This window comes from Microbacterium sp. Y356, assembly GCF_059445355.1.
Map to the genome: position 1 here is coordinate 1,431,823 of NZ_JCAIUE010000001.1, position 23,346 is coordinate 1,455,168.

Annotated in this window: 20 protein-coding genes; 8 read left to right on the forward strand and 12 right to left on the reverse strand. The window is 65.1% G+C overall.

From position 1 onward, the window contains the following. Positions 1 to 134 precede the first annotated feature (134 nt). From AC1C2Q_RS06875 to AC1C2Q_RS06895, 5 genes are all read right to left on the reverse strand, one after another. The gene (locus AC1C2Q_RS06875) at positions 135 to 704 is read right to left on the reverse strand and encodes a DNA-3-methyladenine glycosylase I (protein WP_495449498.1); all 570 of its coding nucleotides are present in this window, start codon (positions 702 to 704) and stop codon (positions 135 to 137) included. A gap of 40 nt (positions 705 to 744) precedes the next feature. Beyond that, positions 745 to 2,802 carry an acyl-CoA dehydrogenase family protein gene (locus AC1C2Q_RS06880; protein WP_495449499.1) on the reverse strand — a complete coding sequence of 686 codons (2,058 nt, stop codon included), beginning with the start codon at positions 2,800 to 2,802 and terminating at the stop codon, positions 745 to 747. A 159-nt stretch (positions 2,803 to 2,961) separates the two neighbouring features. After that, positions 2,962 to 3,789, reverse strand: a complete 828-nt coding sequence (locus AC1C2Q_RS06885) for a MetQ/NlpA family ABC transporter substrate-binding protein (RefSeq protein ID WP_495449500.1) — start codon at positions 3,787 to 3,789, stop codon at positions 2,962 to 2,964. A 55-nt stretch (positions 3,790 to 3,844) separates the two neighbouring features. Beyond that, on the reverse strand, positions 3,845 to 4,516 hold the full coding sequence (locus AC1C2Q_RS06890; protein ID WP_495430333.1) for a methionine ABC transporter permease: 672 nt from the start codon (positions 4,514 to 4,516) through the stop codon (positions 3,845 to 3,847). Further along, on the reverse strand, positions 4,516 to 5,289 hold the full coding sequence (locus AC1C2Q_RS06895) for a methionine ABC transporter ATP-binding protein (RefSeq protein WP_495449501.1): 774 nt from the start codon (positions 5,287 to 5,289) through the stop codon (positions 4,516 to 4,518). Before AC1C2Q_RS06895 ends, AC1C2Q_RS06890 begins: the two co-directional genes overlap by 1 nt. Before the next feature lie 75 nt (positions 5,290 to 5,364). Here AC1C2Q_RS06895 and AC1C2Q_RS06900 point away from each other — a divergent pair, with 75 nt between their 5' ends. Then, a complete protein-coding gene (locus tag AC1C2Q_RS06900; RefSeq protein WP_495449502.1) occupies positions 5,365 to 5,781 on the forward strand; it encodes an OsmC family protein in 417 nt (138 codons plus the stop codon). A gap of 26 nt (positions 5,782 to 5,807) precedes the next feature. Here AC1C2Q_RS06900 and recQ read toward each other — a convergent pair whose 3' ends face one another. Continuing rightward, entirely contained in the window at positions 5,808 to 7,880 is a 2,073-nt protein-coding gene (gene recQ / locus AC1C2Q_RS06905; RefSeq protein ID WP_495449503.1) for a DNA helicase RecQ, read from the reverse strand. 67 nt (positions 7,881 to 7,947) lie between these two features. Between recQ and AC1C2Q_RS06910 the strand changes: the two genes are divergently transcribed. Together AC1C2Q_RS06910 and AC1C2Q_RS06915 are read left to right on the forward strand one after the other, a co-directional pair. Further along, entirely contained in the window at positions 7,948 to 8,277 is a 330-nt protein-coding gene (locus AC1C2Q_RS06910) for a GNAT family N-acetyltransferase (protein WP_495449504.1), read from the forward strand. Further along, complete coding sequence (locus AC1C2Q_RS06915; RefSeq protein ID WP_495449505.1) at positions 8,274 to 9,203, forward strand: pirin family protein; 930 nt, start codon at positions 8,274 to 8,276, stop codon at positions 9,201 to 9,203. The genes AC1C2Q_RS06910 and AC1C2Q_RS06915 overlap by 4 nt, the downstream gene beginning before the upstream one ends. A 146-nt stretch (positions 9,204 to 9,349) precedes the next feature. Here the strand turns inward: AC1C2Q_RS06915 and AC1C2Q_RS06920 are convergent, their stop codons facing one another. Continuing rightward, complete coding sequence (locus AC1C2Q_RS06920; RefSeq protein ID WP_495449506.1) at positions 9,350 to 12,388, reverse strand: S8 family peptidase; 3,039 nt, start codon at positions 12,386 to 12,388, stop codon at positions 9,350 to 9,352. A 179-nt stretch (positions 12,389 to 12,567) separates the two neighbouring features. Between AC1C2Q_RS06920 and AC1C2Q_RS06925 the strand changes: the two genes are divergently transcribed. The 3 genes from AC1C2Q_RS06925 (at position 12,568) to AC1C2Q_RS06935 (ending at position 15,780) form a co-directional block, all read left to right on the forward strand. Then, positions 12,568 to 13,110, forward strand: a complete 543-nt coding sequence (locus tag AC1C2Q_RS06925) for an ECF transporter S component (protein WP_495449507.1) — start codon at positions 12,568 to 12,570, stop codon at positions 13,108 to 13,110. 79 nt (positions 13,111 to 13,189) lie between these two features. After that, positions 13,190 to 14,968, forward strand: a complete 1,779-nt coding sequence (locus AC1C2Q_RS06930) for an ABC transporter ATP-binding protein (protein ID WP_495449508.1) — start codon at positions 13,190 to 13,192, stop codon at positions 14,966 to 14,968. Then, positions 14,965 to 15,780 (forward strand): energy-coupling factor transporter transmembrane component T family protein, encoded by an 816-nt coding sequence (locus tag AC1C2Q_RS06935; RefSeq protein WP_495449509.1) that lies wholly within the window; start codon positions 14,965 to 14,967, stop codon positions 15,778 to 15,780. The genes AC1C2Q_RS06930 and AC1C2Q_RS06935 overlap by 4 nt, the downstream gene beginning before the upstream one ends. Positions 15,781 to 15,939: 159 nt before the next feature. On the opposite strand, the gene AC1C2Q_RS06940 is transcribed toward AC1C2Q_RS06935, so the two are convergent. Next, positions 15,940 to 17,103 carry an acyl-CoA dehydrogenase family protein gene (locus AC1C2Q_RS06940; RefSeq protein WP_495430343.1) on the reverse strand — a complete coding sequence of 388 codons (1,164 nt, stop codon included), beginning with the start codon at positions 17,101 to 17,103 and terminating at the stop codon, positions 15,940 to 15,942. A gap of 141 nt (positions 17,104 to 17,244) precedes the next feature. Next, positions 17,245 to 18,171: a M15 family metallopeptidase gene (locus AC1C2Q_RS06945; RefSeq protein WP_495430344.1), complete on the reverse strand. Its 927-nt coding sequence runs from the start codon at positions 18,169 to 18,171 to the stop codon at positions 17,245 to 17,247. Positions 18,172 to 18,256: 85 nt separating this feature from the next. Here AC1C2Q_RS06945 and AC1C2Q_RS06950 point away from each other — a divergent pair, with 85 nt between their 5' ends. Continuing rightward, positions 18,257 to 19,891 carry an Rv2578c family radical SAM protein gene (locus AC1C2Q_RS06950; RefSeq protein WP_495430345.1) on the forward strand — a complete coding sequence of 545 codons (1,635 nt, stop codon included), beginning with the start codon at positions 18,257 to 18,259 and terminating at the stop codon, positions 19,889 to 19,891. 45 nt (positions 19,892 to 19,936) lie between these two features. Next, entirely contained in the window at positions 19,937 to 20,485 is a 549-nt protein-coding gene (locus AC1C2Q_RS06955) for a YaeQ family protein (protein ID WP_495449510.1), read from the forward strand. 3 nt (positions 20,486 to 20,488) lie between these two features. On the opposite strand, the gene AC1C2Q_RS06960 is transcribed toward AC1C2Q_RS06955, so the two are convergent. The 3 genes from AC1C2Q_RS06960 to AC1C2Q_RS06970 are packed head-to-tail and all read right to left on the reverse strand — an operon-like array spanning position 20,489 to position 23,341. Beyond that, complete coding sequence (locus tag AC1C2Q_RS06960) at positions 20,489 to 21,289, reverse strand: alkaline phosphatase family protein (protein ID WP_495449511.1); 801 nt, start codon at positions 21,287 to 21,289, stop codon at positions 20,489 to 20,491. Between the two features lie 43 nt (positions 21,290 to 21,332). Next, positions 21,333 to 22,574, reverse strand: coding sequence for an alpha-D-ribose 1-methylphosphonate 5-triphosphate diphosphatase (locus AC1C2Q_RS06965; protein ID WP_495430348.1), 1,242 nt, complete (start codon positions 22,572 to 22,574; stop codon positions 21,333 to 21,335). Then, positions 22,571 to 23,341 (reverse strand): ATP-binding cassette domain-containing protein, encoded by a 771-nt coding sequence (locus AC1C2Q_RS06970; RefSeq protein ID WP_495430349.1) that lies wholly within the window; start codon positions 23,339 to 23,341, stop codon positions 22,571 to 22,573. The genes AC1C2Q_RS06965 and AC1C2Q_RS06970 overlap by 4 nt, the downstream gene beginning before the upstream one ends. Between the last annotated feature and the right edge of the window lie 5 nt (positions 23,342 to 23,346).

Consider the following 23,346-nt stretch of genomic DNA (forward strand, 5'->3'; position numbering starts at 1 on the left):
ACGGCCTCTCGGCGGCCGCTTCATCCTCCGATCCGCTTCGCACAGCGAAACGGCACATCGGACAATGGTAACCGCCACGATGCTGAGCATCTATGGGGAGAGATACCCATCATGGGCGGGGCCCACTGGAGAGATCACCCGACCCGCCAGCATCCTTCGACGTGATCGTCGACCATCCCAGAGGACTGCATGAGCGCATACATCGTGGTGGCACCGACGAATCGGAAGCCGCGCCCCCGCAGCGCCTTACTCATGGCCGTCGATTCGTCCGTCACCGCCGGCACGTCGTCGAACGAGCGTGGTCGGATGCCACCGACCGGCGCGAACGACCACATCAGCTCGTCCAACTCCCCCTCCGCCATGCCGAGGACCAGGCGCGCATTGCCGATCGTTGCGAGGATCTTCGCGCGGTTGCGGATGATTCCGCCGTCCTGCATCAGACGTTCGACATCGTCGTCGTCGAAAGCGGCAACGACCTCCGGCTCGAACCCTGCGAACACCTCGCGGAACCGTGGGCGCTTACGCAGGATAGTGATCCAGCTGAGCCCTGCCTGGAATCCCTCCAGCGCCATCTTCTCGAAGAGCGCGCGGTCACCGTGCAGCGGCACGCCCCACTCCTCGTCGTGGTAGCGCTGATATTCGGCATCCGCCCCGGTCCACGCGCAACGCACGACGCCGTCGGAACCGGCAATGAGAGAGGTCATAGGTTCAGCGTAGACAGGGGTGCCGACGCCACGGCCGCGGCTACTTCTTGGCGGCCTTCTTCATCGCCTTCTCCGACAGGGGCGCCTGGCCGGATGCCTCGAGGTCTGCGTAGTATGCGCGGGCCTCGTCCTGACGCTGCTGCTCGATGCCGCTCGCGATGGGCGCGCGCACGTGCTCCGGCTCGTAGCCGAAGGCACCGACCAGGTCGAGCGCATGGGGGCGCAGCCGCTGGCACAGCCGGTCGATGTAACTGGACACCGCCGCCGCGCGCTGCGTCGAGAGGCGACCGTTGATGATGTGCCATGCGAGGTGCTTCTCGATCAACTGCAAACCGAACAGGTCACGGAGCCACGTGAGCACCTGCTTTGTGTCCTCGTCCGGGATGCTGTTGACGGCATCTGTGAATGCCTCCCACTGCAGCAGCTCACCGTGAGCGCGGGCTGCCTCGATGAGGTCGGCTTGGTTCTCGTTGAAGAGCTTCTCGCCGAGCACCTTGTCCTTGCCCGCAGGGCGCAGGCGTCCGGCGATGTCGGCGACCATCTGCTGCACGCGATCGGCGAGCAACTCATGCTGTTGCTCGGCGCGCAGACCGTTCTCGACCGACCGGGCAGTCGAACCGAAGTCGGCCACATTCTGACCGAAGCGGCGCAGCCCCGCACCATGGAACACCTTGCCTGCGGTCTGGCCGACTGCGTACTTGGCGAGAGCCGCGGCATCCTTGTTCTTGAACTGGCCTGCGAAATCGGTGAGCAGACGCTTGCCGACGAGCTGGAGCAGGATGTTGTTGTCACCCTCGAAGGTGACGTAGATGTCGAGATCCTGACGGAGCCCGACCAGGCGGTTCTCGAACATGTACCCGGCGCCGCCGCACGCCTCGCGGGCCTCCTGCAGAGTGTCGAGGGCGTGCCATGTCGACAGCGGCTTGAGAGCCGCGGCAAGAGTCTCGAGATCTTCACGGTCGTCAGGGGTGTCGGTGCGACCCGAGAAGACACTGTCGAACTTCTGCAGGAACTCGTCGTGGGCGAAGATCTGCGCGTAAGTGGTTGCCAGGCGTGGCAGCAGCCGGCGCTGGTGCTTGCCGTAGTCGAGAAGCACGACCTCCTGCCCGTCTGCACCGTCGAACTGGCGGCGCTGTGTGGCATAGGTGATCGCGATGTGCAGCGCGAGAGCGGATGCCCATGATGCGGCCCCGTCGAGCGACACGCGACCCTGTACCAGGGTGCCAAGCATCGTGAAGAAGCGGCGCCCAGGGCTGTCGATCGAGCTCGTGTACGTACCGTCTGCGGCGACATCACCGTATTTGTTCAGCAGGTTCGTGCGCGGGATGCGCACGTGGTCGAACGAAAGACGGCCGTTGTCGATACCGTTCAGGCCGCCCTTCAGCCCGTCATCCTCGCGGTTGATACCGGGAAGATCCACGCCGTCTTCACCACGCAGCGGCACATAGAAGCAGTGCACGCCGTGGCTCACACCGTTGGTGATCAGCTGTGCGAACACGGTGGCTGCGATCCCGTGCAGGGCCGCGTTGCCAAGGTATTCCTTCGTCGCCGCACGGAACGGCGTGTGGATGACGAATTCTTCGGTCTCAGGGTCGAAGGTGGCAGTCGTGCCGGCCGCCGCGACATCCGAGCCGTGCCCGATCTCGGTCATCGCAAACGCGCCGGGGATAGAAAGATCCATGACTCCGGGGAGCCACTTCTTGTGGTGCTCAGCGGTGCCGAGCTGGTGGATGGCCGAGCCGAACAGCCCCCACTGCACACCCGCCTTGATCTGCAGGCTCGGGTCTGCGACGACGAGCTCCTCAAAGCCGGAGATGTTCGCGCCGTTGTTGTCCTCCCCGCCGAATTCCTTCGGGAACGCGCGGTGCACAGTCTTGTTCTCGACGAGAAGATGCAGCTGGCTGAGCACGCGCTCGCGGTGCTCGTCTTTGCCGAGCTCGTCTTTGCGCCAGAAGGCCGAGTCCTTGATCAGCTCGCGCGATGCGCGACGGGTGTCGGCCCAGGTGCCGAGGAGAAGATCATTGACGCGCTCGACATCGATGCGGGGAGCGTCGCTAGCGGCGGATGGCGTCGAGGTGTGGACTGCGGCGTCGACCATGGGTGTTCCTCTCGGAGAGAAGTAAGGATGCTTCAACCGTAGGACTCCTCCAATGCACTGCAAAGCGAGGTGTGCGGTTCCTCCAACCGCAAGGACGACCGTGGCCCCGTGCAGTTGTCACGAGGCCACAGTCGGCGCCCTTTCGGCCAGCGGTGTCTCTTAGAAAGCGACGCCGATTGTGCCGTTCGACTCGATAACCTCGCGCACCTCGTCGCTGGCGAAGGCCGCCTTGAGCGCCTCGGTTGCGGCGCTGTCGGCATCCTCTTCTCGAACGGCGACGTACAGCGCGAAGCGGTCGTCGAGTTCAACGATGAGCCCATCGTCGTCAGGGTTGAGGCCGATGGCCGCGATGTGCGAAGGCCACTGGAAGACGAGATCGGCCTCCTCATACGCGGCGTTCAGTGATGCGATCGGCACCTCGAGGAACTCGACGTTCTTCGGGTTCTCAATGATGTCGTCCACCGTCGAGGCATACGGATCGACCGAAGCGTCGAGCGTGATGACTCCCTCGGCGTCAAGCAGCTTGAGCGCACGACCGAGATTCGATGCGTCGTTCGGAACCGCGACCGTGGCTCCCTCAGGCAGATCGGCAATGTCGTCGAGCGTCTTCGAATAGAACGCGATGTCGAAGTTGTAGACCGGCTGCACGGCGACAAGGGTGCCATCATTTCCGGCATTGAACTCCTCCATATACGGCACGTGCTGGGAGAAGTTCGCGTAGACGTCGCCATCGTTCACGATCGTGTTGGCGGTGACGTAGTCGGAGACCTCGACGAGCTCGATCTCGTAGCCGTCTTCAATCGCGTCGGCAGCGGCTTCGACGACATCAGTCATCGGCGCCGTGACGGCGGCGACCTTGAGCACGACTGGCTCTGCGGATGCGGCAGCACTCGAGTCCGCGGCCGGTTCTGCGGATGACGCGCATCCGGCCAGCACGAGGGCTGCTCCGATCGTGGCGGCGAAGATGCCGATGCGAGGGGTTCTCATGGGGTCCTTCTTTCTTCGTACAGCTGTGGGCTTGAGTTCAGATGCGGTCTGGGGTTCAGCGGTGATCAAGGCGCTCGGAAGCGCGGTGTCCGACGGTCTGGATCAGGAGCACGCACACGACGATGATCGCGATCGTGATGTACATGAGCGCGTCGTTGTACTCCTGGTAGCCGTAGCGCATCGCAAAGTCACCGATGCCGCCGCCGCCCACGACGCCGAGGACGGTCGAGTACGACAGCAAACTGATCGCGGCCGACGTGAGCGCGTATACGAGTCCGGAGCGTGCTTCAGGAAGCAAGACCCGGAACACTGCCTGCGGCAACGTCGCGCCCATCGCGACGGCGACGCGGGAGATACCCGGCGGGATCTCCCGGAGGATCTGCTCAACCAGCCGGGCGTAGATGGCCACCGCGACGAAGCTCAACGGCAGGGTTGATGCCTGCGTGCCGAAGCTCGTGCCGACCACCGACCTGGTGAACGGGATGAGGAACACCACCAGCAGGAGGAACGGGAACGAGCGGACGATATTGATGTACAGGTTCGCAACTGACCAGATCGGTCGGTTCTCGGCGATGCCTCCGCGCTGCGTCAGGAACACGATCATGCCCAGTGGAAGACCGATCAACACGGCCGCCGCCAGCGACACGAGCATCATGTATCCGGTCTCAGCGAGAGCTTCGACGATGTCCTCGCCGTACTCGGCGAGAAGTTCGGTGAGCCAGGTCATCACATCAGCTCTCGCTTGACCTGTTCGTAGTAGCTGGGCATCGCATTCAGGTCGGCTTTCGCCACGTGGAACAGCTCACGCAGCCGCCCCTTCTCGAGCAACGCCGCGCGATCGCAAATCGCCTTGACGACATCGAGGTCATGCGAGATCACGACGATCGTCGTGCCGAATGCCTCACGAGCATCGAGCAGCACACGCAAGATCTCGGCAGTGGTGCTGGCGTCCAGTGACGAGGTCGGCTCATCGCACAGCAGCACAGGAGGACGCGTGATCAGCGCACGCGCAAGCCCCACCCGCTGCTGCTCTCCCCCGCTGAGCTCTGCAGGATGATGATCGGCACGATGAGTGAGGCCGACGAAGGCGAGCATCTCATCGACCGTCGCACGCTCTGCGGCGCGAGATCGTCCGGCAGCGCCGCGGCGAGCGATCTGCAACGGAAGCGCGACATTCTGACGCACGGTGCGGCTGCTGAGCAGGTGAGTCCCCTGGAACACGACCCCAATGTTTCGGCGCAGCATCCGCAGAGCACGCCTGCTGCGTCCGGCGACTGGCTCACCGTCGACGGTCACGACTCCGCGCTCGGGAAAAGCCAATCCGTTGATCAGCGCAAGCAGCGTGGATTTGCCCGCGCCGCTCTCACCGATGACGCCGAATATCTCGCCACGTTCGATGGTCAAGCTGATGGCGTCGAGCGCCGGCGGTTGACCAGGGCGGTCGTCATACCGCTTGGTGACGTCGTCGAACTCGACGATCGTCGTGCCAGTGGTATCCATTGATGTGTGCCGTTTCCCTCGTCAACGGCCGCCATCGCCCGGAGTTCATGTACTGCGTCCAACTATAGTTGAGGTATGAGCATGAGGTACCGGACTGAGGCAATCAACCGCGATGGTGGCGACGGGACGAGTGCGGTGACCGGCGGACTCACGGTCGCGGTGGCGTCACCGCTCAACCCCGACCGCGATCCTGCCGGTAGCAATCCGGAGCAGTTGCTGGCTCTCGCGTGGGTCACCTGTCTCAACGCGACCGCGCAGGTCATCGTCGGGGGCCGTGTGCGGACCGCCGTGCGCGTCGAGGTCGAGCTTCATGACGCCGACCCGGGGCCCGGCCTCGAGTTCCACCTTGACGCCTATCTATCAGTCGAGGGTGCGGATACCGCAGAGAGTGAGCGCGTGCTCGCCGCAGCGCACGCCCGCTGCCCGGTGTCGAAGTTGCTGAGTGGGGCGGCGGACGTGCGCGTTCATACCGAGGACTACGTCTCCGGCTGAGTCTCGTACCTTCGAGCTACGGGAAATCAGTTCGCAGCGACCACAGCAAGCACCGCGTCACCATAGGCTTCGCGCTTCTTTTCGCCGATTCCGGTGATTCCGTCGAGGTCGCTCACGGATGCCGGGCGTATTTCGGCGAGCGCGCGCAGCGTCGCATCACCGAAGACGATGTACGCCGGCTTGCCGATCTCTTTGGCGGTCTCGGCACGCCAGACGCGCAGCGCCTCGAAGAGCGAGCGATCACCCTCGACCACGGCATCCGAAGCCGCCGACGCCTTGCGCGTGCGGGTCGCGCTGACCCGCCCGATGGTGTCTTTGCGCAGCGGCACCGGGGTCTCCCCGCTCAACACTCCAATGGCAGCCTCACCCGGCGCAAGTGTTCCGTAATCGCCTTGAGCGACCAGGATGCCGCGGGCCAGCAACTGCCGCACGACACTGCGCCAGTCCTGATCTGACAGATCCGCACCGATGCCGTATGTCGCGAGCGCATCGTGCCCCTGCTGACGGATTCGGTCGTTCGAGGAGCCGCGGAGAATGTCGATGAGGTGACCAGCACCGAACGCCTGCCGCCGCTCACGCTTGAGTCGCACGATGGTCGACAGTAACTTCTGTGACGGGATCTGACCGTCGAAGGTCTCTGGCTTCTCGAGACAGGTGTCGCAGTTACCGCAGGGCCCTGAGTCCTGCCCGAAGTAGTTCAGCAGGTTCTGGCGGCGGCACTCGACGGTCTCACTCAGCGCAAGCATGGCGTCAAGGTGCTGGCCCATCCGCATCTTGAAAGTGCGGTCACCTGGGCTCTGATCGATCATCCGCCGCTGCTGCACGACGTCACCGAGTCCGTACGCCATCCATGCCACCGCTGGCTCGCCATCGCGGCCGGCGCGGCCAGTCTCCTGGTAGTAGCCCTCGACCGACTTCGGGAGGTCCACATGGGCGACGAAGCGCACATCGGGCTTGTCGATACCCATGCCGAACGCGATCGTCGCGACCATCACCACGCCGTCTTCGCGCAGGAACCGCGACTGGTTCGCCGCCCGCACATCGGCGTGAAGGCCCGCGTGGTACGGCAGCGCGTCGAAGCCCTGAGCGGCGAGATAGGTGGCAGTCTGCTCCACCGACTTTCGGCTCAGCGCGTAGACGATTCCGGCGGGCGCACCCGAGCCGCCGGTCGCCTGGTCTGCCGGCGCATCCGGAAGCGAACGGATGAACGACACCAGCTGTTTGCGCGGGTCGACCTTCGGCACGATCCGGTACTGGATGTTCGGGCGATCGAAGCTGGCCACGAAGTGCTTGGCGGTATCCAGCTGCAGGCGCTCGGTGAGCTCCTTGTGGGTGGCGCGGGTCGCCGTCGCGGTGAGTGCCATGCGCGGCACCCCGGGGAAGCGCTCCCCCAGATCGCCGAGTGCGAGATAGTCGGGGCGGAAGTCGTGACCCCACTGCGACACACAGTGCGCCTCGTCGATCGCGATCACACTGAGCGTGCCGCGCTGCAGCAGCGCAGTGGTCTGCCGGTTCGACAGCCGCTCGGGGGCGACGTAGATGAGATCGAGCTCGCCGGCGACATACGCCCGTTCGACGTCTGCGCGCTCCGACACCGACTGCGTGGAGTTCAGGTACGCGGCATTGACACCGTTGGCGCGCAGCGCGTCGACCTGGTCGTGCATCAGGGCGATGAGTGGGCTGATCACCAGCCCGGTTCCCTCTCGCACGAGGGCGGGGACCTGGTAGGTGATGCTCTTTCCGCCACCGGTCGGCATGAGTACGACGGCATCCCCACCGCCGATCACCTGCTCGACGACCGCCTCCTGATCGCCGCGGAACGCGTCATAGCCGAAAACCGTATGCAACGCCTCGCGCGCGGTCGCATAGCGAGATGGTGTCGCGGTGCGCGGAGCGGATGCCGCCGCTGCCGCGGGTGCAGGCGTCACAGTCGTGGCAGGACCAGGGCCCCAATCGAGCGGAGGTTCGTAGCCTGGCCCCTGCGGTTCCCAATCCATCTCTTCCGGCGGCGGGGCATCGTCCCACTGCTCGCCGAAGGAATCGGGTGGCGTTGGATCCCATGGCAGATCCTCGTACGGGTCACGGGATGTCTGCGGCATCCCTCAAGCGTATCGACCCCTGCCTGCGCTCGCCGCCCTAGGGTGGGGATAACTCGAAGGAGCATCCATGACAGACGACACCACAGTCACCCGCAACGACGAAGCGTCGCGTTACGAGATCCGCCTCGGCGAGACCCTCGCCGGCTTCGCGGAGTTCCGTCGACGGCCCGGCGAGATTCAGTTCATCCACACCGAGGTCGACCCCGCCTTCCAGGGCAAGGGGCTAGCCGGCACGCTCGCTTCGGAAGCATTGGCGGATGTGGCGGCATCAGGCGACACGATCGTGCCCTATTGCCCGTACATCGCCCGCTATCTGAAGAAGCACGACGTCGCGGGTGCGGAGATCCGCTGGCCTCAGCTTCCCACCGACCCCACTGACGCGGCGAGCGCGGAATGATCGGCCAGCGCAGCATCTCGCTCGAACCACGCGAGGTGCCCCTCGGTGGCCTGCGCGCGATGACGGTGCTGCGCACCTTGCCGCATCGCGACCTCCCGACGGTCGGTGCATGGTGCTTCCTCGATCGCTTCGGGCCAGAAGAGGTGCGCATGCGGGTCGAACCGCACCCGCACATCGGATTGCAGACCGTCACCTGGCCGCTGGTCGGCGAACAGCGTCACCGCGATTCGCTCGGCCGCGATGTAACGCTCACGCGCGGCCAGCTGAATCTCATGACGGCGGGGAACGGAATCTCGCACTCCGAATACTCGCTTGGCGAAGATGCCCGCCCGCTGGATGCTTTGCAGTTCTGGGTCGTGCTGCCGGAGTCTGCCCGGCATGGCGCGCCAGGGTTCGAACAGCACACGTCCTTGCCGTTCGTGACGCTGCCCTCCACGACAGGAGCGGATGCCACGGCCACGGTCGTGCTAGGCGAATTCGCCGGCATCCGCTCGCCTGCGACGGTGCACACGCCGATCGTCGGGGCCGAGATCGCCGTTCCCGCTGGCAGCCGCGTCACGCTGCCTCTCGACACCGCATGGGAGCATGCCGTCATCCTCGTCGAGGGTGACGTGCTGGTCGAATCTCACACGCTGGCTCGAAACGAGATGCTGTATCTGGGTGACTCCCGGTCGCAGGTTTCGGTATCAACGGCTGAGGGTGCGCTGATCTTCGTGCTCGGCGGGGAACCCTTCGAGGAAGACCTTGTGATGTGGTGGAACTTCGCCGCGCGAACCCACGACGAGATCGAGCAGGCGCGTGCCGACTGGGAGACGCCGGATGCGGCATCCGCTCGCTTCGGTCATGTCGTCACTCACGGTTCCGAGCGGATCCCCGCACCGGAGCTCCCGCATGTGACGTTGAAGCCACGCCGCCGCCGGATCTGACCGCCAGCCCGGCACAGATGCAGGGCGATCGAACGGATGCACGGTGACACGCCGGTGTTTCGCCCGACATCCGTGCCTTGGCCCGGCAAGTGTGCCGCACACAGAAGCGCCCCGCACTCCGAAGAGCTCGGGGCGCCTCAGACGCGTTACGGCGCTGTGTCCACCGAGACGATCGTGCGGACGTCGGAATCGGCGTACTGCACTGCCCCGAGGTAGCGTGTGCCGGCGGTGAGGCCGGTCCAACTGACCTCATAGCTCGTCGCCACACCCTGCGTCACAGCGATCGGGTTCGGCGTCGCCGTGAACGCGCCCTCTCCGCCCGGTGCCACGTTGGCGTAGGTCATGTCCCACGTCATCGGCCCGGTCGTCGAGTACACGTTCGCCACGATCATGTACGTGCCGGCTGTCGGCGTCGGCAGCGTCACCTGCTCGTCGGCCGAGGCCGTCGCTGACTGCCATACCTCGTAGTAGCGCAGATCGTCGGGTGCGACCACGCGGTACACCAGCAGATCGAGGTCGCTACCTTCGTCATCCGACGAATCGAGATCGAAGCGCGACAGCGTCGTGCCCTCCGGCACGTCGACGATCCACGCGACGTCCTTGTTGACATCGCCCGAGCTCTCGTCGCCTGAGTGCCCCTCGACCGGATGACTCGGGTCGGTGAGCAGCTGGAACGGGGTGAGTCCCGCGAGGTTCAGCGGCAGGTCGCCGTCGATGCCGGGCGTGATCTCCACGACCGTGCTGCCGTCGACACCTGTTCCAGTCACCTCAGCCGGTGCATCCGCCGTCACAGGGAACACCGCGATCGGTGTGCGCACCGTGTTCGCCTCGCTCGACCAGGTGAGTGATCCGGTCGCCCACTGCTCGACCGGAGCGCTCTCGTTGTCGAAGGTGACGGTGAACGTCGCCGTCTCACCAGCCGCACCGAAGTTGAGCGTGGCTGGTTCGACAGTCGCGTTCACGCCCGGCACATCGACGCTCGCGGTGAACGTCCCCGCCTCAGTCGACGTGACCGTGCGGGTGATCGTCTGCGCACTGGCGAGGGAGCCGATCGAGATCGAAGCGAGGTTGAGGTCGCTGCCGTCGATCGGCTCTACGCCGTCGAACTCCGCCAGCCCCTTGCCCTCCAGGAACGCCGCCCAGTCCGCGACGCCGTTCAGGTACAGCAGCCCAGGTGCGAAGAAACGAGTCGCATCGACCTGGCCCGCACCCTGCGCGAAGGGATCGGTGTTCGGCGACCCGTCGGCGTTCACCGTGTCGTAGGCGGTGGTCATCATCGCCGACTTCACCTCTGCGGGCGTCGCGTTCGGACGCTCACCGAGATACAGGGCGCCGAGACCGGCGATGTGCGGCGACGCCATCGACGTGCCGGACAGGATGCCGAAGGTCGCGGCGTCCTTGCTGCCGCTGTTCGTCGCGGCGAGGATCGCCACACCTGGGGCGGCGATGTCGGGCTTCATGACGTCACTGCCGTCGGCGTGCATCGGACCGCGGCTGGAGAAGCCCGCGATCTGCGGCACCGGAGTGACCTCGCCCGTCGTGTTCTCACCGATCAGTGAGATCGGCCGGTCGACACCACCCTGCACATACGCAAGGACCGCCGCGCGATGTGCCGCGGCGAGATGCACCGTGGGGATCACGTGGAAGTCGTTGTCGAGAGAATCGGAGCCACCTGGCACGTTGACCAGCACCATGGCAGTGCCGCCGGCATCCTTCACAACCTGCGACTTCTCCGCACGCGCATTGTTGCCGCGATCGCAGACGACGATGTGGCCGGCGACTCTTGCAGGGTCAAGCGTGCCTGGCAGGCAGAGCTGCGCATCTACCGCTCCTGCCGCAGCGGCATCGCCTGCGTAGATCGAGGGACCAGAGACGGTCTCACCGAACGGGACAGAGACGGATGCTCCGGCCTGGGCGAAGCCGGAGAACGCGACCGTGCCCTCCCAGGTCGGGATCGTGGATGCCGCGACCGTGGTGTACCAGGGCGACGCGTGGTCTGCGGTGACAGCATCCGGCCCGGCATTACCTGCGCTGACGGAGACGAACACTCCGGCGGCTGCGGCGTTTAGGAACGCGATGTCGTCGGGCTGAAGGACTGACGTGGCCGCACCCCCGCCGATCGAATAGTTGACCACGTCTACGCCGTCAGCGACTGCCTGATCGATCGCGGAGATGAGGTCACTGAGGGCGCAGATGTCGTCCTCAGTGATCAGCGGGTCCGGGCCGACGTAGCACGCCTTGTACGCGGCGACTTTGGCCGCCGGGGCGACACCGGAGATCGAACCGAGCCCAACGCCCTGCACGGTCGCGTCGACGCCGAAGTTGCCGGCCGCCGTGCTCGCGGTGTGCGAGCCGTGCCCGTCGCCGTCGCGCGGAGAGAGGTAGTCGTACTGGAAGTCGAATCCGGCCGCTGTCGCACCGGTCGCGAAGTACTGCCCGCCGATCAGCTTCGTCGAGTAGTCATGCTTGTTCCAGTCCTGGCCCTGCACGATCGCACCGCGGAACTGGGCGCCGTCTGACTTGTCGAAGTAGACGTACGAGCCGTCGCTGTATGGCGCGGTACCGCTTTGCTTCTGTTTCTTCAGCTTGTCGCCAGCGAACGACGGATGCTCCGGGGCGATGCCTGTGTCGATGACACCGACGACAACCCCTTCACCTGCGTGCTCGACACCGCCGGTGGACTCCCACACTCCGCTCGCACCGTTCGCGTCGTCGCCGAGTCCCAGGAACTCGGTGGACGACTGCGCATCCGGATGCCGGATCTCATCCGGGAACACCCCGACCACGTCCTTCGAGGCTCGCAGCGCATCGACCTGCTCGCCGGTGAGGTCGGCGCTGAAGCCGTTGACCGTCACCTGGTATGTCGCGTCTGTGGTGACGCCCTCGGCCTTCGCGAGCTTGCGCTGCTCGTTCGCGAGGTGCGCAATGTACTTCTGCGAGTCCGAGGAGTGGGCGTCGAGTTGCGTGCCGGGTTTCGGCATGGTTCGGCGCAGGCCGTTCGTGTCGCCTTCGTACGTGGCCAGAGGATCGGCTTTCATCACGACGATGTAGTGCCCCGGTGTGCCGTCCACCGGTGTGGGATGTGTCACCCCCTCGGCACTTGCGAAGCTGGCGGTTGCCGAGGATCCGATGACGACTGCGGCCAATGTAACGGCCATCGCCAACCGGAAGGGTGATCGACCCATGTGTCTCTCCGATGGTTGTGGTCTGCGGCTTCGTCGCCGCATCGTCGCTCAACATAGACCCGGCCGCCGCCGCGCACCAGAGGTAGATTCCGATCGCGCGACGCGGTATAACGTCAACCTCGGCATGGACCGACGTTGGCCACGGGCCCACCCGGCGAACCCAGCGATAGGCTGGAACAGTGCTGAAGAATCGCGTGCTGTCGACCCGCGTGCTAATGATCTGCGCTGCTGTCGGCGTCGCCACCGGGCTCGTCTCGGCGCTGTGGGCCGGCCTCCACGTGATCGTTGCCGTCAGCGCGGTTCCGCTGTACGGGCTCGTCCTGGGCTTCCACGTGCTTCCCGGCGTGATCGCACAGCAGGTGCTGCGGGCGCCGTGGGTTGCGTTGATCACCCATGCGATCGCGGCGCTCATCTCCACTGCGTTCGTCCCTGCCATGGCCGGCCGGTACCTGCTGGCCGCGATCGTGTTCGGAGGGGTGCAGGAAGGCGTGTCAGCACTGTTCCGGTATCGGCACTGGGAAGCGTGGCGCTTCTTGCTCTCCGCTGCGATCACGGGAATCGTGGTCGCGGTGCCGCTGTGGTTCGCCTTCGGCATCAGTGCGCTGCCATTCTGGGGTGGAGTCGGCTTCATTGTGTTGTTCGTGCTCGGCCCTGTGGCGTGGACGCTGATCGGGCTCGGCCTCGGATCTGCGTTGCGGCGTGCCGGGGTTATTCGCGGCTGAGCACGCCCCGGCGTGTGCGCATCAGGTAAGGCTCGGCTAACCTGGAGCCGTACCGTTTCACCGACCCGGGGAATCCGCCGTGCGCCCATCCGCGCCCCTGCTTCGCGTGCGTGATCTTTCCCTCACCCACGCTGGCGCTGCGCGCCCGTCACCTCAGGGCATCAGCTTCGACGTGCATCCTGGCGAAGTCGTCCTTGTGCTCGGGCCGAGCGGATCGGGCAAATCGACCCTGACCCTCGCCCTCAACGGCCTGCTCCCCCAATCGGTTCCCGCCGACATCGAGGGCAGCGTCGAGGTACGCGGACGCAGCACCATCACCACACCAGTCGCCGAGTTGAGTACCGATGTGGCGATGGTCTTCCAGGATCCAGACGCGCAGCTGGTCACCGGCACCGTGCTCGACGAGGTGGCCTTCGCTCTGGAGAACCTGCTGCTTCCGGTTGATCAAGTGCTGGCCCGCACCGAGCAGGCCCTCCGCCAGGTCGGGCTGTGGGATCGCCGCAGCTGGAACCCCGACCGGCTCTCCGGCGGCGGACGGCAACGGCTCGCGATCGCCTGTGCGCTCGCGATGGGATCGCCGCTGATCGTGCTCGACGAGCCCACCGCAAACCTCGATCCGCAGGGCATCGACGACGTGTACGAGGCGCTCAGCGACCTGGTCGCCGGCGGCGATCATGCCATCGTGCTGGTCGAGCACAACCTGGATGCCGCGATGCACTTCGCGACACGCGCCCTCGTACTCGATCAGCAGGGCCATCTCGCCTTCGACGGTCCGGTCGTAGAGGTGCTGCGTGGACACACCGAGGAGCTCGTGGAGATGGGCGTGTGGCTGCCGGCTGCGACATTGGCTGGACGGATGCTGCGCGAGCGAGGCATCCTGCCAAAGGATGTGCTGCTGCCGCTGACGCCGGAGGAGCTCGCCGAGGCGATGCGCGACGAGGAGTCGCGGCGCACCGCGGCACAGATGCAGGGCCGAAGCACACCTGCAGGGCGACACGCCGAGGAATCGCCCGACATCCGTGCATCGACCCTGCATCCGTACCAACCTTCGGGCCAGCCGTCGGGCCAGCCATCAGGCGAGGACCGCCCCCTCGTGCGGGCCCGCGGCCTCACCGTGAAGCGCGGGGGACAGGAGATTCTGCACGGCATCGACCTCGACATCGAGGCCGGCTCGTTCACCGCGGTCGTCGGCGCGAACGGTGCAGGAAAGACCACCCTCATCCAGTCCCTGGCCGGAGTCGTGCCGCCGCCGAAGCACCAGGTGATGATCGATGATCTCGACCCCGGCAAAGCCTCTCCACGCGACCTCGCCGCGCGCATCGGCTTCGTGTTTCAGAACCCGGAGCACCAGTTCGTCGCGCACACCGTGTTCGACGAACTGGCACACGGACTGAGGCTGAGACACACGCCTGAGCTCGAGATCCGCGAGCGCGTGGACGAGATGCTCACCCGGTTCGGTCTGCAGGAAAAGGCCGATGTGCATCCGTTCCTGCTCTCCGGTGGCGAGAAGCGCCGGCTCTCGGTCGGCACGGCGCTGATCACGCACCCACGTGTGCTCGCACTCGATGAACCGACGTTCGGACAAGACCGCGCCCGCGCCGGCGAACTACTGCACGTGCTGGGCGATCTGCAGAGCGAGGGCACGACAATCATCATCGTCACCCATGACCTGCAGCTGGTCGCCGATCACACGACGCACACCGTCATCCTCTCCGACGGGCGCGTGCACGCCGCAGGTCTCACGGCGGATCTTTTCGCCACCGAGGGACTGTTCGAGTCCGCCGGTCTTCGTCTGCCTGCGTTGCACCGCGCGCTCACCCCCGCACTCCGCGGCGTCCTCACCGAGGCGGCGCGATGACAGCCACGACGGCACCGACGACCACCATCGATCCATACGCAGTGGCGGTACCGACTCCCCCCTGGCGGTTCCTGCACCACCTCAACCCGCTATCGAAGGTCGCGGCGGTCGCGCCAGCGATGCTGATGCTGATCTTCGTGCGCGATCTCACCACCCCGGCCTACTTCATCGCGTTCGCGTACGTCATCATCCTGATCGGCGCACGCATCACGCCGCGCTCCGCCGCACTGCTGTTTCTCGCCGTGCCCATCGGCGTCGCCGCGATCGGGTTCGGCTTCTCGCTGTGGGTGGATGCCTCAGGCGTCGACGACACCGCCCCGTTCCTGCAGATCGGCGGGTGGACTCTCTTCACCGGTGCACTGCAGGTCGGCTTCGCGACGGCACTTCGCCTAGCCGCGATCCTCTCGCTTGCGCTGATCGGCGGTCTCACAACGACCGGGCCCGACCTCGTGCGCGCGAGCATCCAGCAACTACGCGTGCCGTACCGGATCGGATATACGGCCCTGGCTGCGTACCGCTTCGTGCCGCGCTTCGGCCATGAACTCGCGGTGATCCGCGCGGCGCATCGTGTGCGCGGACACCATGGCGGGCGCGGCCCGTTCTCACGAATCGCACGCGGCTGGGGCTACATCGTGCCGCTGCTCGCCGGTGCGATCCGGCATGCCGAGCGCGTCGCGCTGGCGATGGATGCCAGGGCCTTCGGCGCCTACGCCACTCGCACCGAGCGGTATCTGGTGCCCTTCCGCATCCGCGACGTGGTCTTCATCGCTCTTTTCATCGCAGCATCCGCCGCGATCGTCCTCCTCCCCTAACCACCCGCGAACAGACGGGGAGCGCCCAGTCATGCGCAACACCTGATCGAGCGTCCCCAGACATAGGCGGAAGAAAAACCCGCCTTCCCGGCGTTCGGGAGGCGGGTTTTCATTCTTTCAACGGCTGCTCGCACACGCACACGCGCGGTGCGAGAAACGTTAGCGCTTGCCGGCGATCTGGCGCGAGACGATGTCGCGCATGATCTCGTTCGTGCCGCCGTAGATACGGTGCACGCGGGCGTCGAGGAAGGCACGAGCGATGGGGTACTCGGTGATGTACCCGTAACCGCCGTGCAGCTGCACACACGTGTCGAGGATCTCCCACTCGCGCTCGGTGGTCCAGAACTTGATCTTCGCTGCTTCTTCGCCGGTGAGCTTCTTGTCCTTGTAGGCGAGCAGCGCCCGGTCGAGATATGCCCACATGACGTCGACAGTTGTCGCGACATCAGCCAGCTTGAAGCGGGTGTTCTGGAAGTCGATGATCCGCTCGCCGAAGGCTTCGCGGTCCTTCGTGTACGCGACGGTCCAGGCAAAGGCTGCCTGCGAGGCGGATGCCGCGGCGATGCCGATCGACAGCCGCTCAAGCGGAAGGTTCATCATCAACTGCAGGAAGCCCTGGCCCTCCTTGCCGCTGATGAGGTTCTCCTCCGGAACGAAGACGTCGCTGAACGACAGCTCGGCGGTGTCGTGGCCGTGCGAGCCCATCTTGTTGAGCTTCTTGCCGTGATCGAAGCCCTCCATGCCGTTCTCAAGGATGAGCAGGCTGAACGCGTCGGGGCGGTTGCCCTCACCGGTCTTCACGAATGTCACGACGATGTCGGCAGTCTTGCCCGAGGAGATGAAGGTCTTCGCACCGTTGACGATGTAGCCGCCGTCAGTCTTCTTCGCCGTGGTCTTGATGCCGCGCAGGTCACTGCCCGCACCGGGCTCGGACATCGCAAGAGCACCGAGGATCTCACCGGTTGCCATCCGCGGCAGCCACTTCTCCTTCTGCGCCTGCGTGCCCATGTGCACGAGGTAAGGAATGGCGAGGTCGTCCTGGATACCGAAGGCACCAGCGAGCGAGCCGGCCCCGGCGCCAATGACCTCTTCATTCACGATGGTGCGGAATCGGTAGTCCTGGAGCATGCCAGCGCCGCCGAACTCCTCAGGAACCGAGAGTCCGATGATTCCGGCCTCTCCTGCGGCGAGCATGGTCGCGCGGTCGATCTCGCCCGCGGCATCCCACTTCTCGATGCTCTCGTTACTGACGTGGCGCTTGACGAAGTCCTTCACCAGGTCTCGGAATGCCTCGTGGTCTTCTTCGTAGATATCGCGTTCCATGCCGTCCTCCCGAACGTGTGTGGCGTCATTGCTCCCGCGAGTCTATGCCGGAGAGCGGATGCCGAGGCAGTGCCTTGTGAGAATGCATCCCACCATACGTGAGACTGCGTGCCGCGTTTGTGGGATGCCACAGAAGAAGGGTCAGTGCCCGTAGTCGGGCGCTGCCGGGAGTCCGAAGAACTCTTCCAGCGAACGGCATCCGCTGTCGTGATAGGCCGACGCGAGCGCCGGACCGATGTAACGCAGGTGCCAGGGTTCCGGCACATACCCCGTGGTGCCTGTCACTCCAGCTTCGTAGCGGACGATGAAGCCGTACTCCCACGCATGCTCAGCAACCCATCCTGACTCGCTGGTACCGCCGAAGGCGCCAATCTCGCCACAGCCACTGCCACACGCGATGACATCCATCGAGAGCCCGGTCTGGTGTTCACTGAAGCCCGGACGTGCAGAGACCTGATCTGCACCCTCCTGCCCGCGGGAGCTCACATGTCCGGCATGCGTCGCGACCTGCAGGCGATAGGAGCGATAGCCGTTGTTCATACCCAGGACGCCTGCGCCAGACTCATTCAGCGCAGCAGCCATCTCGTTGAGCGCTGATGACGCGTCTTCGCGGAGCTGATTCGACCGCGTGGTCGTTTCAATTGCCGCACCTACGAGCGGAGTCGGCTCGTAGTCGATGGGGTTCAGCGAGAGCGTCTTGTTCACGATGACCCATCGGCGCACAGGATCCGTGAGCGAGATGCAGGGTGCGTTGCCGATGACCACAGCATCCCGGAAGGCTGCACCACCACCGAACCCAGCGATGGCCGCCTCATCGTCGCCTACGGCGAGAGCATCGATCACCACGGGGTCGGAGCAAGGATCTGCGGCTACGACGCCCGCGACATCAACCGCGGGGAGCTGCGCGGCCACGACAGGCATGGGAGGAAGCTCTGCGCCAACAAGCCCCGGCGCGTCCGCGATCGCCCACAGAGCACCGAGTGCGGTCACTGCCAGACCGATAGGTAGAGCAATTCTCAATGCTCGGGGGCGGCGCGACGCGTGCTGGGGTTGCAATGCGTCACTCATGGGTTCCATTGTCCCCCTAATCGCTGATCGAACATAACTCGCATCCCTCCTTGACTTAACATCGAGTATTTGTTCGAATGAGACTATGCGATGGCAGGGACAAACGATCGACGATGAGGATGCCGCGGCATTGCCCGGCATGGAGAATCGCACCGGCATCGTGCGATCGGTGACCACGCCGGAGTTCGCCGGCATGACTTTCCACGAGGTGCTGGCGCGCTCCGCCCTGAACAAGGTTCCGGCAGGTTCACGGATGCCGTTCAGCTGGACGATCAACCCCTACCGTGGATGCAGTCATGCGTGCGTATATTGCGTCTCCCCTGACACGCTGGTGCTGTGCGCCGACGGACGGCAGCGACCGATCGATGATCTCCAGATCGGTGACGAGATCATCGGCACAGAACGTCGAGGCGATTACCGCCGATACGTGCGCACCACGATCCTTGCAAAATGGGGCACGCAAAAGGCTGCCTATCGAGTGACACTCGCAGACGGGACGGAACTCGTCGCGAGCGGCGATCACCGGTTCCTCACCGATCGCGGATGGAAGCACGTTTCTGACGCTGAGCAAGGCCAGCGGCCGCACCTGACGACGAGTAACCGGCTCATGGGGTTCGGGATCGGTGCTGTAAACGAGATCCCCGTCGATCTGACCAACGCCTCCTACCGGCATGGTTATCTTGCTGGAATGATCCGCGGCGATGGAATGATCTTCCACGGTGTCTTCGACCTCACACAACCAGTCATTACGAGGAAACTCGGCATCGAAGGAAGCGCGGTCAAGACAGTCTCCGACCTTCGAGTCGTCGCAGTCGAGCCACTTGGCGAAGCGCGAGATCTTGTCGACATCACGACGGGAACCGGCGACTTCATCGCGAACGGCGTGATCAGTCACAACTGCTTCGCGCGCGGAACGCATGAGTATCTCGACCTCGACGGCGGTGGCGACTTCGATTCGCAGATCGTCGTGAAGACGAATGTGGCCGAAGTGCTGCAGAAAGAGCTGCGACGGGGCAGCTGGCAGCACGAGAGTGTGGCGCTCGGCACGAACACCGACCCCTATCAGCGCGCCGAGGGGCGTTACAAGCTCATGCCCGACATCATCCGCGCGCTCGCTGACTCGGGCACACCGATGTCGATCCTCACCAAGGGGACGCTGATTCGCCGCGACATTCCCCTGCTGGTGGATGCCGCGAAGTCCGTCCCCGTCGACATCTCGATGTCGATCGCGATGTACGACGATGAACTGCAGCATTCGATCGAACCTGGCACCCCATCGACGCAGGCCAGACTCGACACGGTGCGCGCGCTGACGGATGCCGGTCTCCGAGTCGGCGTCTTCCTCATGCCGATCCTGCCGCACTTGACTGACTCGGTTGAGGCCATCGATCATGCACTGCGACGCATCAAGGACACCGGAGCCGACCACGTCATCTATGGCGCTCTGCACCTTCGCGCAGGAGTCAAGCCCTGGTTCATGCAATGGCTGGAGCGCGAGCATCCGGAACTCATGTCTTCATACCGCGGCCTCTATCCTGGCGCCGCTTCCGAAGCGCCCAAGCCGTACCGGCAATGGCTGGCAAAACGCGCCCGGCCGCTTATCCGCATGCACGGACTCGAGGCGAGGCACTCCGATGACACCTATCCGGCACGACGGCTCACGCGGCCGGTATCTGCGCCGGAACCGGTTGCGACTCCCCCGGCATCGATGCTGTTCTGACAGCTCGGCCAAACCCCGCAGCTGCGACGCGTAGGCTCAACAGTTATGGCAATCGGCGCGATGATCCACACGTTCACAGTGCAGCTGGCAGACATGGATCGGGGCGCCTACGACGACTTCACGCTCCGCGTCGCACGGCATCCATCCGAGACGGATGCCTATATGGTCACCCGGCTGCTCGCATACTGCCTCGAGTACGGCGAGGGGATCGCGTTCAGCGAGGGCCTCTCCTCGACCGAAGAGCCAGCTGTGCTCGCCCGCGACCTCACCGGCAAGATCACTGCATGGATCGAAGTGGGTGCACCAGATGCCGAACGGATGCACTACGGCAGTCGGCTCGCCGAGCGCACCGTCGTCTACACCCACCGCGACCCGGCGAAGGTGATCGCTCCGTGGGCGGGCAAGCGCATCCACAACGTCGACGCTATCGAGGTGTTCAGCTTCGATGCCGGCTTCATCGACGACGCCGTCCGGGTGATCGAGCGCCGCAACACCGTGACTCTCACGGTCACCGAGCGACAGCTTTACCTCGACCTGAACGGGACGAACCTCAGTTCAGCCCTCCACGTCCGCGGGGCGACCGCGGAGGGCTGAGCCTCAGCGGGCGTTCAACAGGAACGTCGAGAACTCCACCGGGCGGATCCCCGCCGGCACGTTCAATTCCTCAGTTCCGAAAGACGCGCCGAGAAGGAACGTGCGGCGCTCGAGCTCCGAGTCGCCGCCGTGGCCGCCCGCATCGGTGTGTCCGTGGTCGGTGGTGACCGCGATCAGCCACTCCTCTGCATGTTCGGCGACGCGACGCTCCACGGCGTCAAGGATTTGGGCAACGCGCGCATCAGTCGTGCGCACAGCATCGTCGTACTCAGCGGAGAGCCCACCCGAGGCATGTCCGACGTGGTCGGGCAGCACGAAGTAGATGAATGCGACATCGGGCGTACGATCTTCCAACTCGATCAACGCCTGACGGCAGGCCTCAGCATCCGGGTCGTCGTCGTGATCTTCCCCATCGATCACGATGTTCTTGTGAAGGCCCGCGTCGATCTGCTCCGTGCGGGTCGCGATGATGGGGCCGGGACCATTCGGGTGGGCGATGCCCGGCCAGCTCGAGATGGCGATCGTGCGCGTTACGGGGTCCTCACGCCAGGCACGTGTGAGCATGTCACCGTCCACTCGCATGCGATTGTCCGTGAAGGAGTTGTCGAACACCCCGTGCTCCTCATGCGTCGCAGCCGTGAGGATGCTGGCCCAGCTCGGTCCCGAGATCGTCGGCCCTTCAACCGTCGCCGGTTGCATGATGCCGCGCGCCGCCAGCGCATCGAGAGTGGGAGCAAGGCCCGTTCCGAATGCGCGGTCCACGCGCAGTCCGTCGAGACCGATGAGGAGAAGGTGACGTTTCATGAGGGCCTTTCGATTTGGGAGAGTGATGTCCGGCAGCACGCGCTCACCGGATGCCTCTGGGGGCAGTAAGAGTCGTCACGACGGTCGGCCACTGCCCACGGTCATCGACGAGCACGAAGTCTGCCCGCGCACCCGCCGTGATGGCCCCACGGTCGGTGAGTCCGGCAGCCGTTGCCGCGCCGGAACTGACCAGAGCGACAGCCGCCGGCAGGTCGAGCACGCCGTCTCTGGCCAGCAGAATCGCGCTGGTGAGCAGGCTGCTGGGCAAATAGTCCGATGCCAACGCGTCTACCAGCCCTTCGGCGATGAGCTCGACCGCGCCGATGTTCCCCGAGTGCGAGCCGCGCCGCAGCACATTCGGAGCTCCGGCAACCGTCACCATTCCCCGCTCTCGCGCCCGCCGCGCGGCCTCCATGGTGGTCGGGAACTCCGCGACGACACCGCCTCGCTCCACGAGTGCGTCGATCGCCTCGGCGGTGTCAGGATCATGTCCGATGAGCCGAACCCCACCGAGCCTTGCCTGCTCCCCTGCCCACGCCAAGTTCTGATCCCGGATCGGAGCGGTGCGCTCACCCTCCGCGATGCGCGCCGTGACGTTGCGTTCCACTTCGTCGCGGTTCTCGCCGCCGGCGACCAGCATGTCGATGAAGTGCTCGATATCCGCATACTGACCCTGCCCCGGCGTGTGATCCTCGTGCGACAGGAGGATCGGCTCGGAATCAGCGGGAAGGCCATCCATCCGCCCGCGGATGAGCGCTGCTCCTTCTTCACCGCGCACATCGAAGCGGTGCAGAACGCGGTGATCGACACGGTCGCTGACAAAGGCATCGATCGCCTCACACACCTCGAGCGCTGCTGAAGGAACGCGACTCACCCCGTCAGAGATTTTCCGGTGAAAGCCCGCGCCGTGAAAGATCGTGGTGATGCCCGCCGCCGCCACCTTCGCGTCGAAGGATCGCATCGCGAAATCCAACGGCAACGGAGCCGCCGGCCTCGGCACACGCTCCTTCTCGAGGGCGTCGCTGTGCACATCGATCAGACCGGGCAGCAGAAGCATCCCTGCACCGGAGACGTCCGCACGCAGACCCGACCCCTCGATGACCTCGACGATCCTGCCATCCTCGACAACCACGCTCGCCGTGGCGGTGACGCTGTTCGGCAGCACGACTCGAACGTCGCCGAGCACGTAGCTCGCCGGATTCGCTCCGAGAACCCATCCTGTGCTCCGCGTCGCCGGCCGGTGCTCCGTCCGATCGGCGAGCTCCTCTGTGATGACACCACTCATGCGTAGACCTCCTCCAGTACACGATGTCCGGCGTTCAGAACCTCGTCGACACCACCGTCGGCCGTGATCGCACCGTTCTCCATGTAGAGCACACGGTTCGCGACCCGACGGATGATGTTCATATCGTGATAGACCGCCAGCACACTGACTTCGCGGTGTCGGAGTTCCTCGATCACCTCGAGCGCCAGCACGCGATTGGCCGGGTCCAGCGCAGATACCGGCTCATCGAGCAGCAGCAGCCGCGGCGGGCTCACAGTTCCCGCGGCGAGGTTCACGCGCTGACGCTCACCGCCGGAGAGCACACTGCAATCGACATCCCACAGGCGTTCTTCGATGCCGAGCTTGCGCAGAGAATCGGCCGCGGCGTCCCTGGCCTCTGACGCATCAAGACCCCGTCGCCGCGCTGCAGTGGACACCAGTCGCAGGGGGCCCTGCCTCGGCGGAGCGTTGAGGAACTGCGACACATAGCCGAAGTCCCGCCCGCGCAACCGGGCCATCTCCCGATCTCCGAGTGAGGTGAGCTCGATATCGCGCTCACCGTCGTGCAGCACGACCGTGCCGGAATCGGGGAGGTAGTTGCGGTAGATGCACCGCAGCAGGCTGGACTTTCCCGCACCGCTGGCACCGGCGAGGGCAAGGTGTTCCCCCGGCATCAGATCGAAGGTGACGGAGCGGAGCGAATCGACGGTGCGATCGATCGCGTGCAGGGTGAACGACTTGCTCAACTCCCGCACGGCGAGTATCGGCTTCTGGGCTGTCATGTTCATGATTC

Bases quoted from the DNA above. Each gene is read 5' to 3' on its own strand.
- AC1C2Q_RS06895 (WP_495449501.1), bottom strand. From the start codon at position 5,289: ATGGATACCACTGGCACGACGATCGTCGAGTTCGACGACGTCACCAAG.
- recQ (WP_495449503.1), bottom strand. From the start codon at position 7,880: ATGCCGCAGACATCCCGTGACCCGTACGAGGATCTGCCATGGGATCCA.
- AC1C2Q_RS06965 (WP_495430348.1), bottom strand. From the start codon at position 22,574: ATGAGTGGTGTCATCACAGAGGAGCTCGCCGATCGGACGGAGCACCGG.
- AC1C2Q_RS06970 (WP_495430349.1), bottom strand. From the start codon at position 23,341: ATGAACATGACAGCCCAGAAGCCGATACTCGCCGTGCGGGAGTTGAGC.
- AC1C2Q_RS06950 (WP_495430345.1), top strand. From the start codon at position 18,257: ATGCGATGGCAGGGACAAACGATCGACGATGAGGATGCCGCGGCATTG.
- AC1C2Q_RS06920 (WP_495449506.1), bottom strand. From the start codon at position 12,388: ATGGGTCGATCACCCTTCCGGTTGGCGATGGCCGTTACATTGGCCGCA.
- AC1C2Q_RS06910 (WP_495449504.1), top strand. From the start codon at position 7,948: ATGACAGACGACACCACAGTCACCCGCAACGACGAAGCGTCGCGTTAC.
- AC1C2Q_RS06940 (WP_495430343.1), bottom strand. From the start codon at position 17,103: ATGGAACGCGATATCTACGAAGAAGACCACGAGGCATTCCGAGACCTG.
- AC1C2Q_RS06890 (WP_495430333.1), bottom strand. From the start codon at position 4,516: ATGACCTGGCTCACCGAACTTCTCGCCGAGTACGGCGAGGACATCGTC.
- AC1C2Q_RS06885 (WP_495449500.1), bottom strand. From the start codon at position 3,789: ATGAGAACCCCTCGCATCGGCATCTTCGCCGCCACGATCGGAGCAGCC.
- AC1C2Q_RS06880 (WP_495449499.1), bottom strand. From the start codon at position 2,802: ATGGTCGACGCCGCAGTCCACACCTCGACGCCATCCGCCGCTAGCGAC.
- AC1C2Q_RS06960 (WP_495449511.1), bottom strand. From the start codon at position 21,289: ATGAAACGTCACCTTCTCCTCATCGGTCTCGACGGACTGCGCGTGGAC.
- AC1C2Q_RS06875 (WP_495449498.1), bottom strand. From the start codon at position 704: ATGACCTCTCTCATTGCCGGTTCCGACGGCGTCGTGCGTTGCGCGTGG.
- AC1C2Q_RS06935 (WP_495449509.1), top strand. From the start codon at position 14,965: ATGACAGCCACGACGGCACCGACGACCACCATCGATCCATACGCAGTG.
- AC1C2Q_RS06900 (WP_495449502.1), top strand. From the start codon at position 5,365: ATGAGCATGAGGTACCGGACTGAGGCAATCAACCGCGATGGTGGCGAC.
- AC1C2Q_RS06955 (WP_495449510.1), top strand. From the start codon at position 19,937: ATGGCAATCGGCGCGATGATCCACACGTTCACAGTGCAGCTGGCAGAC.
- AC1C2Q_RS06915 (WP_495449505.1), top strand. From the start codon at position 8,274: ATGATCGGCCAGCGCAGCATCTCGCTCGAACCACGCGAGGTGCCCCTC.
- AC1C2Q_RS06945 (WP_495430344.1), bottom strand. From the start codon at position 18,171: ATGAGTGACGCATTGCAACCCCAGCACGCGTCGCGCCGCCCCCGAGCA.